Genomic DNA, 13,132 nt, shown 5'->3' on the forward strand with positions numbered 1-13,132 from the left:
GCCACGCCTGGCCGGCCACGGCCGTCGATAATGCGGCTCATGACGAACGTGAATCTCGACGAGGCACTGCGGCTCCTGGGCATCGGTCAGGCGGCGGCCCGGGTCTATCTCACCCTGCTGGAGCTGGCTCCTGCGCCGCTGAGCGAGATCGCCGCCGCGGCCGGTCTGGACGGCCCCGGCCTGGTCACGGCGTACGGCGAGCTCGTCGACGCCGGCCTGGCCGCTGCCGCCGAGAGGGACGAGGACGTGGTGGCGCCGGTGGCGCCAGCGGCCGGTCTCGAGGTCCTCGCCCGGCGTCGTGTGACCGGGGTCGAGAAATCCCGCATCGCGGTCGCGGGCGCCTTCGATTCGTTCCGGCGCCAGCGGCTCGCGGCCCACAACGACCACCTCGTCGAGATCGTCACCGGCGACGCCATCGGCCCCAGGATGCGCCAAGCCTGGGCCAGCGCCCGCCACCAGATCCGGCAGCTCGAGTCGCCCCCCTACTTCCCTGTGGCCAGTGCCACCGACGACGCACTGGCCACGCTGGCCCGCGGGGTCACGCAACGCGTCGTGTACTCCCGCGAGTCGCTGGAACGCCCGGACCACCTCGAACAATTCATCGAACCGTGCATCAACGCCGGTGAACAGGCCAGAGTGCTGCCGTCCGTCCCTGTCAAACTCCTGATCATCGACGAGGCATACGCCCTGGTGTCACTGTCGATCAAAGAGGCCGACGTGCACAACACCATGCTGGTCGTACAGCCGTGCGGTCTGCTCTCCGCCCTCATCGCGCTGTTCGAGCAGTCGTGGCAGCACGCTCTGCCCTTCCACGGCGGCACGACCCGCCCAGGCGGTCTGCCCCCCGCCGACCGCCGCCTCCTGTGGCTCCTGGCCGGCGGCACGAGCGACGACGTCATCGCCCGCGAACTGGGAATCAGCCGCCGCACGCTCTTCCGCCGCCTGCAGGTCATGATGGCCCGGCTGGGCGCCACGAACCGCTTCCAGCTGGCCCTGCAGGCCCAGCGCAACGGATGGTTGTGACCAAGATCTTGCGCGCAAGCCCCGTCCTGCGCTCGGCGAAGCGTTCAGCGTCTCCGCCCGTCCGGCGGCGACGATCAGGTTCTCCCTGCTCGAACGCGGCACCGCCAGCGTTCAGTGCGGCCTGTGTGATGGATCCCTCACCGCGCCCCTTACGGAAAAGGTAGATCCACCCTCTCACCAAGGCCGATCGTGGGCGGCATGAACGATCACCGCATGGCACCGGTCAACTCTGCCAGCCTCGCCACCCCCGCTCACGGCCCATCGGACGAAGTCGGGTCGCTGAGGTCGAGCGCAGCCACAGAGTCCACGAGTGACGTGGCTTTGGGGGAGGAGGCTCGTGAGGTCCGCCGTTTCTGGGGCCGGCTCGGTCTTCCCGGGTTGGTCGACGTCCACACCCACTTCATGCCCGAGCGCGTCCTGCACAAGGTCTGGGACTACTTCGATGCCCACGGGCCGCTGATCGGTGGGCTCGAGTGGCCGATCACCTACCGGAAGATGGAGGCGGAGCGGGCGGAGCTTCTCCGGGAGTTCGGCGTCCAGGCCTTCACCGCGATGCTCTACCCACATAAACCCGGCATGGCTCAGTGGCTGAACGGATGGGCGGCCGACTTCGCCCGCCGCACCCCCGACTGCCTGCACACCGCCACCTTCTACCCCGAGCCGGACGTCGAGACATACGTCCGCGAGGCCGTCGAAGCAGGGGCGCGCGTGTTCAAGGCCCATGTACAGGTAGGAGCGTACGATCCGGCCGACGAACTTCTCCAGCAGACATGGGGGATGCTGGCCGAGGCCCGGATCCCCGTGGTGATGCACTGCGGCTCCGGGCCCGCGCCCGGCAAGCACACCGGCCCCGAGCCCATCGCACGGGTGCTCGCGCGGCACCCGAAGCTGCGGCTGATCGTCGCGCACATGGGCATGCCCGAGTACGAGGAGTTCTTCGACCTCGCCGAGCGATACGACCAGGTGCGGCTGGACACGACGATGGCGTTTACCGACTTCATCGAGGAATTCATGCCGTTCCCCCGCCGGGCTCTGCCCCGGCTCGCCGCACTCGGCGACCGTATCCTGCTCGGCTCCGACTTTCCCAACATCCCCTACCCCTACGTGCACCAACTCCACGCCCTGGAACGGATGGGGCTCGGACAGGAGTGGCTGAAGGCTGTGTGCCACGACAACGCGGCGAACCTGTTCGGCCTGTAAGCCTGATGCCACCAGCGGTCCATGTCTGCCGGCGCGGCACCGGCGGCCGAGGCCCGCCGCCAGACGGGTTTCGGGTCGCGGTCGCCCGGCAGGCGCACCGAAACCCACACAACCAGGCCCTGGACGGAGGAACGCGAAAACAAGGGGCTTGGTATGACGCGGCGGCGGTCCCCGCACCGGACCGTGATCATGAAAGCGCTGCTTTCTCTTGCCTCACCGTGAATACTCAATGTTCCGAACTTCCCTCACGATGAGGCAACATGACCGTCACCAAGCTACTGATACCCGCCCTCGCCGCCACGCTCCTGGCCTCGGTCACCGCCTGCGGCGCCTCGTCCGTGGCGGACGTCCCGGCGGGCACCTCGACCGGCTCGGGACCGGCTGAGACGCGCCGCTCGGCGAACCCCCAGCCGGTCACCGCCGTCATGCCCGACGCTATAGGTGGCAACGCCAGGCGTGCGGACGAGCAGATGGGCTCCGAACTCGAGATGGTCTTCAAGGACGCGAGCGGACAGGGCCGTCCGGTAGACGACCCGGCCGAGTGGAAGATCTGCAACTCTCAGCCGGGCCCGAACCAACAGATCACCCACTACCCGGTGGTCTTCGGAGTGGTGAAAGTTTCGGAGAGCTGCAAAAACACGGTGCCGAAGCCACCACCTCGGGGCCGAAGTCCAGCAGAGTCAGTCGGTCTTGCTCCAGCCACGACTCATAACCCCCACCGGTCGTGACCGCGTAGTACCAGCCCGGGAAGCTGCGGTCGCCCTCGTTCCAGCGGACCGCTCGTCCGCACCCGCGGTGCGCAGATGCCAGACACGGGCGGGTGGCAGATTGGCCCAGACCGTTCGGCAGTCGGCGCTGTCGTGGGACTGCCGCCAGTGGTCGAGCATGTCGAGGACCGCGCGGTGCCGGGCGGTCGCTCGCCGGGTGTGCAGCAGGGTACGGGCGCGGCTGGTGCCCCGGTAGGCGAAGTAGGTGAGGTGCCCGCCGGGATTGAGCGCCGCGCGGTAGAACGCGAGCACATCGGCGACTTCACCGGGCAGGAAGTTGGCGAAGGGCAGACCGGACACGATCACGTCGTAGCGGCCGACGCCGGTCCTGCCGTTCTCCAACTCGGCGACCGGCCGCTCGATCAGCCGGATCCGTTTCCCGTCGACGGCCAGCCGCCGGTCGGTGCGGAGCCTGTCGGCGAAGCGGGGGTTCGACTCGACCAGGTCCAGGGTGTCTCCCGGGCGGAGCCGGTCGGCGAGCACCCGCGAGACCGCGCCGGTCCCGGCTCCCACCTCCAGCACCGCCACAGGTCGCCCGTCGGAGCGCCGGGTCAGGAGCGGAGCCGCCAGGGCGAGGGAGAGACGGCCGCTGCTCGGGGCGACGGCTCCGGTGGTGTGGAACGTGCGCGCCGTCTCGGTAAGGAACAGTGCGGCGTCGGCCGCGCGACGCGGCCAAGTCCTTGACGACGGAGAAGAGTTCGGACGCTTCATGCGGTCAGGCTCGCAACCCGGTGGAGCGCGGGGATCGGCTGTTGTACGAGCCGCAACCCCTACGAAAGTCGGGGTCGAGTACAACCGTCGGGCCCTGGTGGGTGCGGTCGGCCGACGCCTACGATCGGTCGGTGGACGCAGACGCCGGATCGGATCGCGGCTTCCCGCACCGCCATGGGCGGTTGTGGGCCGAGTGGCTGCTGGTGTCCGTAAGCCTCGCCCTCGTGGTGCAGCAGGTGTACGCGACCCGGGGTGGTGCCGCGCTGCCGCTCAGGGCATCGGTGGCCGTCGGGGCGGCACTGGCGCTGGCGGTCCGTCAGCGGTACCCGCTCTGGGTGGGCGTGTCTGCGCTGGCGGCGATGACGGTGCAGGGTGCGTTGGTGCCGATGGCGGTGCTGCTGTTCCATCTGGCCGCGCGGGGCCTTACCCGGACAGCCGCGGTCTGCTGGACGCTGGCCGCGCTGGCGCCCTGGATATGGCGCCCGCCGCTGCACGGCCCCGTCGAGCCCAGGTATTCTCCCGGGCTGGTCTTCGCGCTCGCCATCGTGGCCGGACTGTGGACGGCCAGCCGACGCCGACTCGCCGACAGCCGGGCAGCCCAGGCCGAACTGTACGCCGAGCGGGCCCGGTTGGCGGAGCGGGCCCGTATCTCCGCCGAGATGCACGACGTGCTGGCCCACCGGCTGAGTCTGCTCGCCCTGCACTCCGGCGTCGTGGCGATGCACGCCGACGCTCTGCCTCCGCCCGCCGCCGAGCGGATCGCGCTGCTGCGCGCCACCGCCACGCAGGCGCTGGCAGACCTGCGCGATCTGCTGGGGGCACTGCGCATGGACTTTCCCGACGATTCCCGCGACAACCGTGCCCCGGCGGTGCCGGAACTCTCCGTGCTGCTGGCCGAGGCGGGTGCCGCCGGGCAGCGGATCGAGGCAGAGATAGTCGGCGAAGCCGGATCCGCCCCGGCCAGCCACCGGCTCGCTGTGCACCGGCTGGTGCAGGAAGGGCTCACCAACGCTCGCAAGCACGCCGTCGGCGCGCCGGTGCGGCTGCGTGTGCACTACGGCGACCAGGCCACATCCGTCGACCTCGTCAACGGACCCGGCCGTTCGTCCGCCGTGTCGTCCACGACCGGTGGCTATGGACTGGTCGGTCTGTCCGAACGGGTCGGCGGTCTGAGCGGCCGGCTCGACCACGGGCCGTCACCTGACGGCGGCTGGCGGCTCACGGCCCGTCTTCCCCTGCCGGCGGATCAGGTGTGCACCCCGCGACAGCGGCCGGGCGCCGCGACGGAGGCATCGTGATCAATGTGCTGGTCGTGGACGACGACGCCCTGGTCCGGTGGGGCCTCGCCGATCTGATCGGCACCGACCCGGGCCTGCTGCTCGTCGCCGAGGCGGCCGACGGTCTGGAAGCGGTCGAGCAGGCCACTCGTCACCAGGTCGACGTGGCCCTGGTCGACGTGCGGATGCCCCGGGTCGACGGCATCGCCGCGGTTCGCCTGCTGCGTGCCCAGCCCAGTCCCCCGCGAATCGTCATGCTGACGACGTTCGACCTCGACGAGTACGTCTACGACGCTCTCGCCGCCGGCGCCGACGGCTTCCTGCTGAAGGACACCGAGCCCAGGGACATCCTGCGCGCCGTGCATGTCGTCGCGGTCGGACACGGCATGCTGCACCCCTCGGCCGCCCGCCGCTTGATCGACCGCTACCACCGCACGGCGCGCCCCGATGCCCGTGCCGCCCGCAAACGACTGGCACGGCTCACCCCACGCGAGACCCAGGTCCTGGCCCGCCTCGCGGAGGGCGACACCAACGCCGAGATCGCCACCGCCCTCGGTATGCGCGAAAGTACCGTCAAGGCCCATGTCAGCCGCATCCTCACCGCCCTCGAGGCCAGCAACCGCGTCCAGGCCGCCCTACTCGCGCGTGACGCCGGTTTCCCCCGGTGAAGCCTCCGGCCACGCGGAGCCATCCGCCGATCGCTCGGGGCGAAGCACGGCTGGCCCCGCGACTGACCGCTGTGGCGGACCGCCTCTTCACCACGGGCGTGAAACGGATCACGGCCACCTGCGACGCCCGCAACAAGGCGTCCGCGCGGCTCCTCCGACGAGCGGGCTTGCGGCCTTCCTGGTGGTGTCTCTCCGCCGAGAAGGCCGCCGCCTTCGACGGGAAGGGCTCGCCGTGGGGCGACCACGCGGCGGGGCCCGCCGGTGGGTTCAGGGCTTCGCAGTTCTGTGCTGAGGGTGCCTGGGCCCGGGCAGGTCTGTCGTCCGGTGGGGTGTCAGACTGGCGGTCCGGGGCAGGGTGTGTGGCCAGGGAAGGAGAACCGGGTTGGGCTTGGTGATCGAGAGCCGACCGTCGGAGCTGCCGTACATCGAGCGGGTGTGGCGCAGCCGTAGCTACGACGTCAGCCGGATGATGTCGGTCGCGACGTCGCGCTGGGAGCTGGTGTTCTGGGAACACCGCGGTCAGGTGCAGGCGGCTGTGCTGGGTCCGGAGGCGAAGGCGTCCCGCGCCCCGGTCCCCGGGGACGCTGACTTCTTCGGGATCAGTTTCGCGCTGGGTACGTCGATGCCGCATATCCCGGTCAGCCGGCTGGTGGGCGGCAATGCGGCGATCCCCGACGTGACGCGGCGTTCGCTGTGGCTGAAGGGGTCGGCCTGGCACGTTCCCGACTACGACAACGCCGAGGCGTTCGTGCTACGGATGGTGCGCGAGGGCATCGTGGACTTGGACCCGGTCGTACCCGCTGTGCTCGACGGCGCCTGCCCGGATGCCTCCGATCGCACTCTGCAGCGGCGCTTTGTCGCGGCGACCGGCCTGACCCAAGGCGCCATCCGGCAGATCCAGCGCGCCCGCCAGGCGGCGGTGTTGGTCCAGGAGGGGGTGCCGGCCCAGGAGGTCGTGCACCGGCTGGGGTACTTCGACCAGCCGCACCTGGCGCGGTCCTTGAGGCGGTACGTGGGGCGGACCGCCACTCAGCTGAGCGCGCCGGACGCGGCGGAGCCGCTGTCGCTTCTGTACAAGACCTGACCCTTTGCGCCTGTCTAGTGTTCATGACGTAGCCGCCGGGGTCGGCTTGTCCGGGCCGGAGTACCGTCCGGGCCGGGGCGAGGGCAAGACTCCGCACTCATCATGGAGGAATCATGCGCAAGGTTGTTTCGAGTCTGTTCGTCTCGCTCGACGGTGTCGCCCAGTCGCCCAACGAGTGGCAGTTCGAGTTCGACGAGGAGATGGGTGCGGCGCTGACCCACGCGCTGGAGACGGCCGACACGATCCTGCTGGGTGGGGTGACGTTCACCGAGTGGGCCGGATACTGGCCGACGGTGACCAGCGGTGAGGACGCCGGTTTCGCGAAGTGGATCAATAAATCGCCCAAGTACGTCGTCTCCTCGACGCTGGACAGCGTTGAGGACTGGGAGAACAGCACGCTGATCAAGGGCGATCTGGTGGCTGCGGTCAACGAGCTCAAGGCGGACGAGGGCAAGGACATCACCATCGCGGGCAGCCCGACGCTGGTGCGCTCGCTGCTGGAGCTGGACCTGCTGGACGAGCTGGTGCTGCTGATCCACCCGGTGGTGGCCGGCGAGGGTCGCAAGAAGCTGTTCGCCGATGACGCCGCGCTGAAGAAGCTGCAGCTGGTGAGTGCCCAGCCGACCAGCAGTGGGGTGATCATCGCGACCTACCGCCAGGCGCGCTGAGCCGGCGCGAACCAGGCGAGGGCGTCGACCTCGCGCTCCACCACGGCCGGGTGGTGCGGCCGGCCGATGCGCCGCAGCGATGAGCACGCCCCTGGTGCTTTCCAGCTGGTATGCCATCCAGGTGCGCGAGGTCCTCCACGATCCCGGCTCGGTTGTGGGCAGCGTAGGCGCCCAGGTCGGATGCGAGAGGACAACTCGCGTCTGAGCGGATGCCCTACAGGTAGGTAGCCGGCAGGCCATCACGGCGGGATCGCATCGATCACGTCTCTCAGGCGCTGCAGCACAGTCCCGAGTTCGTCCCGGGGTGGCGTGGCGAGCGCCAGTCGGAGTGCTCGGGGGCGGTGAGTGCCGGTGGCGAAGGCGTCTGCGGTGGACACGAGGATGCCTGCCTCGGCGAGTAGAGCCGCGACGTGGTCAGGGCGTTGGTGCGGTTCCAGGCTGAGCCAGACCATGTACGAGATCGGATGCGCCGTGAGGTGCATCCCGGCGAGTGCAGCGCGGGCGATGTCCTGCCGGGCGGCCGCGTCGCCTCGGCGGTCCTCCTCCCAGCGGGCGACCGTGCCATCGGCCAGCCAGCCGGTGGCGAGCGCGGTGATGAGTCCCGGAGCACCCCAGGCCGCCATGCGGAGGCTCCGGGTGACGGTCTCCACATGGTGGCCGGGCAGTACGGCGAAGCCGAACCGCAGGCCGGGAGCCACGTTCTTGGACAGTCCGGCGATGTAGCAGGTGCGTTCGGGGGCGAGGGTCCGCAGGGGAGGAGGCGGTGACGACTCGAGGAACGCGTAGGTGCCGTCCTCGACGATCAGGCAGTCGTGTGAACGGGCGATGCTGACAAGGCGGTCGCGCCGTTCCTGATCGAGGACCCAGCCGAGCGGGTTGTGCAGGGTGGGGATCGCATAGATGGCGCGGACGGGGCGTGTGCAGCACAGGCGGTCGAGCGCGGCGAGGTCGGGCCCCGTCGCCATGACCGGGATCGGGGCCAGGTCGAGCCCGTGGGCCGAGGCGAGCAGCTTGATGCCGGGGTAGCTGAGTGCGTCGACCGCGAGGACGTCACCGGGCCTGGTGAGGGAGCGCAGCACGGAGTCGAGCGCCTGCTGGGCGCCGCTCGTGAGCAGGACGTTCGCCGGCGCTGTGTCGATGCCTCGTTCCAGCAGGTAGGTGGCCACGGCCGCCCGCTCGTGCAGGCGCCCGCCCGGCGGGTCCTGACGGAGCAGCGCCTCGATCTCACCCGAGACGGAGAGCGCATGCAGTGCCTGCCGCAGCCGGTCGGCCTGGCCCTCGCCCAGCGGTTGATTGAACGACAGGTCTGCGACCCGCGGCACCGGCAGGGCGCGCGACGGCTCGAGGCCGTCGTAGCCGGACTGTACCCGCACGAACATCCCGCGCCCCCGTTCCCCCACCACCAGGCCCATGGCGGCGAGTTCGGCGTAGACCCGGGTGGCAGTGGCCAGTGCGATCCGCCGTTCGCGGGCGAGATCGCGGTGCGTCGGGAGCCGGGTGCCCGCCGGGAGTGTGCCAGCCCTGATCGACGCGGCGAACTCCTCGACGACGGCCTTGTAGGACGGTGGCCGCATGTGGCACCTGTATCCGTCTGTATCTAGGACAATAAATGGATCGTCACAGGTTACGGCTCCTAGCCTCGGTGCGTCCAAGCCCAGGCGAAACGGAGCAGACAGCATGACCGTACACATCGACCGGGATGAGCACGTCGTCACGGTCACCATCGACAGGGAACGGAAGCTCAACGCCCTCGACTACCCGACGATCGATGCGTTGCTCGCGAGCCTCGATCGCATCGACTCCGACGACTCCGTCCGGGCGATCATCCTGACCGGCGCGGGGCGCAGGGCGTTCAGTGCGGGCGCGGACATTCCGTCCCTGGCGCAGAGCATCGCCGGTGGGCCCGAACGTGCCCTCCGCGAGGTCGTCCGACGGGGACACACGCTGACCCGGCGGATCGAGGAATTTCCCAAGCCTGTGATCGTCGCCGTCAACGGGCTTGCGTACGGCGGTGGTTGCGAGATCACGGAGGCCGCTCCGCTGGCGATCGCCGCCGAGCACGCCACGTTCGCCAAGCCCGAGATCTCCCTCGGTTTCCCGCCGCCCTTCGGCGGCTCCCAGCGGCTGCCGCGGCACGTCGGCCGCAAGCGCGGCCTTGAGATGATCCTGACCGGCGACCCGGTTCCGGCCGCGCGGGCCGCAGAGATCGGCCTCGTCAACACCGTCGTACCGGCCGACGAACTCCTGGACGCCGCACATCACCTGGCCCACCGGATCATCCGGCACGCACCGACGGCCGTAGCGGCCTGCCTGCGCGCGGTCACCCGCGGCATCAACCTGCCCGTCGATGAAGGACTCGCGGTCGAGGCGAGCTGCTTCGCCGCCACCGTGCCCACCGACGGCGTGCGAACCGGGCTGCGGCGGTTCCTCGACCGCACGGTTGAGTCCCGCTGAAGGACTCCGTTCCCGGACACCCGCCCGGAGAAGGAGACCCTGCGCCCTCTGGAGCAACTGCGTGTGTGGTGGCGCGCGTCCGTGATCTGGCGCTTCGGGGCAGTAGTCGGTCGACGGGCTCCTGGAGTGCTGCCGGGCGGCCGGGGCAGCGATCCGGGCCCGGGTGAGCCCTCCGGTGGACACCGTGCTCGCCGCCGACGTCGCTGCGGTCGGTTACGCCGTGCGGCATGTCTTCGCCCGCCGCCACGTCCTGGCCGAAGCGCGCCGGCACCTCGCGCAGACTCTGTGTGGCCGCGCCTTCCTGCCCGGCCTGGACGACTACATCGCCGACCGGGCCCTGTCCCGCCACGGACGCCAGCTCACCGTGCCCCAGCCCGGCCGCCGAACCCCGGCGGCGGATCAGACCACCTACAGCGCTGACTTCGCCTGGCCCGCCCGCTGGTGGATCGCCGGCACGATGGGAAGCCGCCGCGGGCGTCGCCTCAGGTCGCCAGCCTCGTTCTGCAGAATGTGATCCGCGCCGCTCGCACCGCACCCGCTCCTGCGCGGGACGGAGTCCCGGCGGCGAGAACAAGGGCACGATGGCTCCGGAATCAGAGGAGTCAAGGGTGCTGTGTGCGCTGTCGTCGCGCGACGCGGACCCCGTCCCGTAGCCGGGCAGCCGGGAATGGCACCCTCGCAGACGTCGGGAACTTCCACGTGCGTGTAGAAGTTCTCCACGACGTAGGAGTTCCGCAGAGCCGGCGATGGCTGGCTTCGAGTGAACAAACGGTGATCTACACAGGCGCACACGGTGCAGAAGGAAGGCGATGCAGCCGATCCACAGCATCACCGGCTTGAGCCAGCCGGTGTGCAAATCGGGCGGCACGGTACGATCCGGATGTAGATCGTAAGGCTGGATCAGGGCCGTGTGTGCCGCGACCAGCCCTAAGAGTGACCGCCACAGCGAAGACGGCGATGAAGTTGCGGAGCCGGCGGCGCACCTGGGGCACGGTGCATTCTTACGTGGGGGCAGCGGGAGCCCGAAGCGGCCGCCGCGCCAGGTGTGACATCAACTGACGCAAGTGCGGGCTGATGGTGCACCAGTGAACACTCAGCGCCCCCAGACCCATGTACTACACGTCGTAGAGTCCCGATGCGGTTCAGTTCCCGCCGGGATGCAGACCGTTACCGCGCGGACGCGGTAGAGAGAGGAACGGGGCATGCAGGCGATTACCGATTGGCTCGTCGGGCTGTCCGGACCCGTCATCTATGCCGTCGTCGCGGCCCTGGTCTTCTGTGAGGATGCGCTGTTCATCGGCTTTGTCCTGCCGGGGGAGACGGCTGTTGTTCTGGGCGGGGTGCTGGCCAGTCAAGGTCAGGTTTCGGTGTACTGGCTGGCCCTCGCTGCCGTGGCAGCCGCGATCGTCGGAGACTCCGTCGGCTACGAGGTCGGCCGCCACTTCGGGCCCGCGATTCTTCGCGTCCGTCCGCTGCGACGGCACCAGGACAGCATCTCCCGCGCCCAGGATCTGATCCGCCGCCGCGGACCGGTGGCTGTGTTCCTCGGCCGGTTCATCGCTTTCTTCCGGGCCATGATGCCCGCGCTGGCCGGCGTATCGCGTATGCACTACCGAACGTTTTTGCTGTTCAACGCGCTGGGCGGCCTTCTGTGGGGCGTCGGGTTCACCTTGCTCGGGTACTTCGCCGGAACCGCCTACGCGCAGGTTGAGCATGCTGTTGGCCGGGCCCTGGCGATCGTTGTGGCCGCCGTCGTCATCGCCGCCCTGGCGGTCTGGCATCTACGCCGCCGCCGCGCCCACCACAGCACGGACGGTGCTTCCAGCAGCGCGGAGGACATCACACCGGCCCCTGACGTCCGGTAGCCGCCGACGGCTTTGGGCTCATTTCCTCTGTTGCCGACCACGGAGGCAGTACGGGCGATCCGGGCCCGATTGCCGTTGGATCGCGGCGGCCGCGCACGGGCCTTGACCCCGGATCTTGGACACTTGAGACGTGGATCTTGAGGATCTGAGAACGGACATCTTGTGGTCATGAAGCACTACCCGCCGGAGTTCAAGGCGAACGCGGTCGCATTGTATGAGTCGCGGCCGGGAGCGACGATCAGGTCGGTCGCCGCTGATCTGGGAGTGAACCCGGAGACGCTGCGCAACTGGGTTCGGGCGGCCGGAGCGAGTCGGCCCCGGGGACGTCGGGCGGAGGTGCCGACGGAGCCGCCCACGCCGCTGGAGGCGGAGAACGCCGCTCTGCGTAAGAAGGTCCTCGAGTTGGAGGAGGAACGCGAGATCCTGCGGAAGGCCGCGAAGTATTTCGCCGGGGAGACGCGCTGGTGAACCGCTTCCAGTTCGTCGCCGACCACCAGCGCCGGTTCGGCGTGAAGCGGCTGTGCAACGTCCTCGGCATCGCCCGCTCCAGCTTCTACTACTGGCGCCAAACGGCCGCGGACCGAGCCGATCGGCAGGCGGCCGACGCCCGGCTTACCGCCCGGATACGGGCCGTGCACCGTGAATCGGACGGCACCTACGGTGTCCCCAGGATCACCGCCGAGCTCCGCGAGACAGGCGAGCGCGTCAATCACAAGCGGATCGCGCGGGTGATGCGGAGCATCAATAACCCGTGTCCAGGATTCAGGGTTAAGGCCCCACTGCCAGAGCCGATGACAGGCCGGGGTCTTTAATTGTTGCTCTTCAAAGTCGAGTGAGTGAGGGTAACTATGTGTGAGTGAGTGTCGTTGTCGGAGTATGAATCTCACGGAATGGGCGAAGACGCAGGGTGTGCATCCGCAGACCGCGTATCGCTGGTTCCGTGAGGGGACGCTGCCGGTACCGGCTCAGCGGGTCGGTCCGCGCACGATCCTCGTGAACGTTGGGGTCAACGCCGTGCCCGGGGCGATCGGCGGGCTGGGCCTGTATGCCCGGGTCTCCTGCCATGACCAGAAGGCCGATCTGGAGCGGCAGGTCGCCCGGTTGTCCCGGTGGGCGGCGCAGGCCGGCCACCGGGTGGTGCGCGTGGAGGTGGAGAGCGCATCCGGTATGAACGGTGCCCGCCCCAAAGCCAAGCGGCTGCTGGCCGATCCGGTTGTGACCGCGGTGGTGGTCGAGCACAAGGACCGGCTGGGCCGGATGAACACCGAACTTGTCGAAGCCGCCCTGTCCGCACATGGGTGCCGCCTCGTGGTCCTTGATGACGGCGAGGCCGAAGACGACCGTGTGCGCGACATGGTGGAGGTGCTGACCTCGTTCTGTGCTTGCCTGTACGGTCGCCGGTCGGCGAAGAACCG

Annotated in this window: 15 protein-coding genes; 13 read left to right on the forward strand and 2 right to left on the reverse strand. The window is 69.5% G+C overall.

Annotated features, from left to right (window positions below; translation table 11 throughout):
• The first annotated feature begins 39 nt into the window (after positions 1-39).
• From BIV24_RS28140 to BIV24_RS34020, 3 genes are all read left to right on the forward strand, one after another.
• Positions 40-1,023 carry a helix-turn-helix transcriptional regulator gene (locus tag BIV24_RS28140; protein WP_177198845.1) on the forward strand — a complete coding sequence of 328 codons (984 nt, stop codon included), beginning with the start codon at positions 40-42 and terminating at the stop codon, positions 1,021-1,023.
• A 198-nt stretch (positions 1,024-1,221) separates the two neighbouring features.
• The gene (locus BIV24_RS28145) at positions 1,222-2,223 is read left to right on the forward strand and encodes an amidohydrolase family protein (protein ID WP_079168589.1); all 1,002 of its coding nucleotides are present in this window, start codon (positions 1,222-1,224) and stop codon (positions 2,221-2,223) included.
• A gap of 260 nt (positions 2,224-2,483) precedes the next feature.
• Positions 2,484-2,951 (forward strand): hypothetical protein, encoded by a 468-nt coding sequence (locus BIV24_RS34020; protein ID WP_143064679.1) that lies wholly within the window; start codon positions 2,484-2,486, stop codon positions 2,949-2,951.
• Here BIV24_RS34020 and BIV24_RS36310 read toward each other — a convergent pair.
• Positions 2,904-3,701, reverse strand: a complete 798-nt coding sequence (locus tag BIV24_RS36310; protein WP_071369277.1) for a class I SAM-dependent methyltransferase — start codon at positions 3,699-3,701, stop codon at positions 2,904-2,906. The genes BIV24_RS34020 and BIV24_RS36310 overlap by 48 nt on opposite strands.
• Before the next feature lie 131 nt (positions 3,702-3,832).
• Here BIV24_RS36310 and BIV24_RS28160 point away from each other — a divergent pair, with 131 nt between their 5' ends.
• From BIV24_RS28160 to BIV24_RS28175, 4 genes are all read left to right on the forward strand, one after another.
• Positions 3,833-4,999 carry a sensor histidine kinase gene (locus BIV24_RS28160; protein ID WP_245766973.1) on the forward strand — a complete coding sequence of 389 codons (1,167 nt, stop codon included), beginning with the start codon at positions 3,833-3,835 and terminating at the stop codon, positions 4,997-4,999.
• Positions 4,996-5,646 carry a response regulator gene (locus BIV24_RS28165; protein ID WP_071369299.1) on the forward strand — a complete coding sequence of 217 codons (651 nt, stop codon included), beginning with the start codon at positions 4,996-4,998 and terminating at the stop codon, positions 5,644-5,646. Before BIV24_RS28160 ends, BIV24_RS28165 begins: the two co-directional genes overlap by 4 nt.
• A gap of 391 nt (positions 5,647-6,037) precedes the next feature.
• On the forward strand, positions 6,038-6,730 hold the full coding sequence (locus tag BIV24_RS28170) for a helix-turn-helix domain-containing protein (protein WP_245766975.1): 693 nt from the start codon (positions 6,038-6,040) through the stop codon (positions 6,728-6,730).
• A gap of 113 nt (positions 6,731-6,843) precedes the next feature.
• Positions 6,844-7,398: a dihydrofolate reductase family protein gene (locus BIV24_RS28175; RefSeq protein WP_071369279.1), complete on the forward strand. Its 555-nt coding sequence runs from the start codon at positions 6,844-6,846 to the stop codon at positions 7,396-7,398.
• Between the two features lie 239 nt (positions 7,399-7,637).
• Here BIV24_RS28175 and BIV24_RS28180 read toward each other — a convergent pair whose 3' ends face one another.
• Entirely contained in the window at positions 7,638-8,972 is a 1,335-nt protein-coding gene (locus BIV24_RS28180; protein WP_071369280.1) for an aminotransferase-like domain-containing protein, read from the reverse strand.
• Positions 8,973-9,075: 103 nt separating this feature from the next.
• On the opposite strand from BIV24_RS28180, the gene BIV24_RS28185 reads away from it, so the two are divergent.
• The 6 genes from BIV24_RS28185 to BIV24_RS28210 all read left to right on the forward strand — a co-directional run.
• Positions 9,076-9,852 (forward strand): crotonase/enoyl-CoA hydratase family protein, encoded by a 777-nt coding sequence (locus BIV24_RS28185; RefSeq protein ID WP_071369281.1) that lies wholly within the window; start codon positions 9,076-9,078, stop codon positions 9,850-9,852.
• A 163-nt stretch (positions 9,853-10,015) separates the two neighbouring features.
• Positions 10,016-10,366, forward strand: coding sequence for a hypothetical protein (locus BIV24_RS28190; protein ID WP_143064680.1), 351 nt, complete (start codon positions 10,016-10,018; stop codon positions 10,364-10,366).
• Between the two features lie 688 nt (positions 10,367-11,054).
• Positions 11,055-11,717, forward strand: a complete 663-nt coding sequence (locus BIV24_RS28195) for a DedA family protein (RefSeq protein WP_071369283.1) — start codon at positions 11,055-11,057, stop codon at positions 11,715-11,717.
• 168 nt (positions 11,718-11,885) lie between these two features.
• On the forward strand, positions 11,886-12,185 hold the full coding sequence (locus BIV24_RS28200) for a transposase (protein ID WP_079168591.1): 300 nt from the start codon (positions 11,886-11,888) through the stop codon (positions 12,183-12,185).
• Positions 12,182-12,529 (forward strand): IS3 family transposase, encoded by a 348-nt coding sequence (locus BIV24_RS28205; protein ID WP_177198846.1) that lies wholly within the window; start codon positions 12,182-12,184, stop codon positions 12,527-12,529. Before BIV24_RS28200 ends, BIV24_RS28205 begins: the two co-directional genes overlap by 4 nt.
• A 64-nt stretch (positions 12,530-12,593) precedes the next feature.
• Positions 12,594-13,132: IS607 family transposase (locus tag BIV24_RS28210; protein ID WP_071369285.1), on the forward strand; the 539-nt coding region annotated here is incomplete at its 3' end.

The sequence above is a fragment of the Streptomyces colonosanans genome, assembly GCF_001866645.1.
Classification (GTDB): domain Bacteria; phylum Actinomycetota; class Actinomycetes; order Streptomycetales; family Streptomycetaceae; genus Streptomyces; species Streptomyces colonosanans.

Coding starts and splice junctions, on each gene's coding strand:
- BIV24_RS28140 (WP_177198845.1), top strand. CDS start 40: ATGACGAACGTGAATCTCGACGAGGCACTGCGGCTCCTGGGCATCGGT.
- BIV24_RS28145 (WP_079168589.1), top strand. CDS start 1,222: ATGAACGATCACCGCATGGCACCGGTCAACTCTGCCAGCCTCGCCACC.
- BIV24_RS34020 (WP_143064679.1), top strand. CDS start 2,484: ATGACCGTCACCAAGCTACTGATACCCGCCCTCGCCGCCACGCTCCTG.
- BIV24_RS36310 (WP_071369277.1), bottom strand. CDS start 3,701: ATGAAGCGTCCGAACTCTTCTCCGTCGTCAAGGACTTGGCCGCGTCGC.
- BIV24_RS28175 (WP_071369279.1), top strand. CDS start 6,844: ATGCGCAAGGTTGTTTCGAGTCTGTTCGTCTCGCTCGACGGTGTCGCC.
- BIV24_RS28180 (WP_071369280.1), bottom strand. CDS start 8,972: ATGCGGCCACCGTCCTACAAGGCCGTCGTCGAGGAGTTCGCCGCGTCG.
- BIV24_RS28185 (WP_071369281.1), top strand. CDS start 9,076: ATGACCGTACACATCGACCGGGATGAGCACGTCGTCACGGTCACCATC.
- BIV24_RS28195 (WP_071369283.1), top strand. CDS start 11,055: ATGCAGGCGATTACCGATTGGCTCGTCGGGCTGTCCGGACCCGTCATC.
- BIV24_RS28200 (WP_079168591.1), top strand. CDS start 11,886: ATGAAGCACTACCCGCCGGAGTTCAAGGCGAACGCGGTCGCATTGTAT.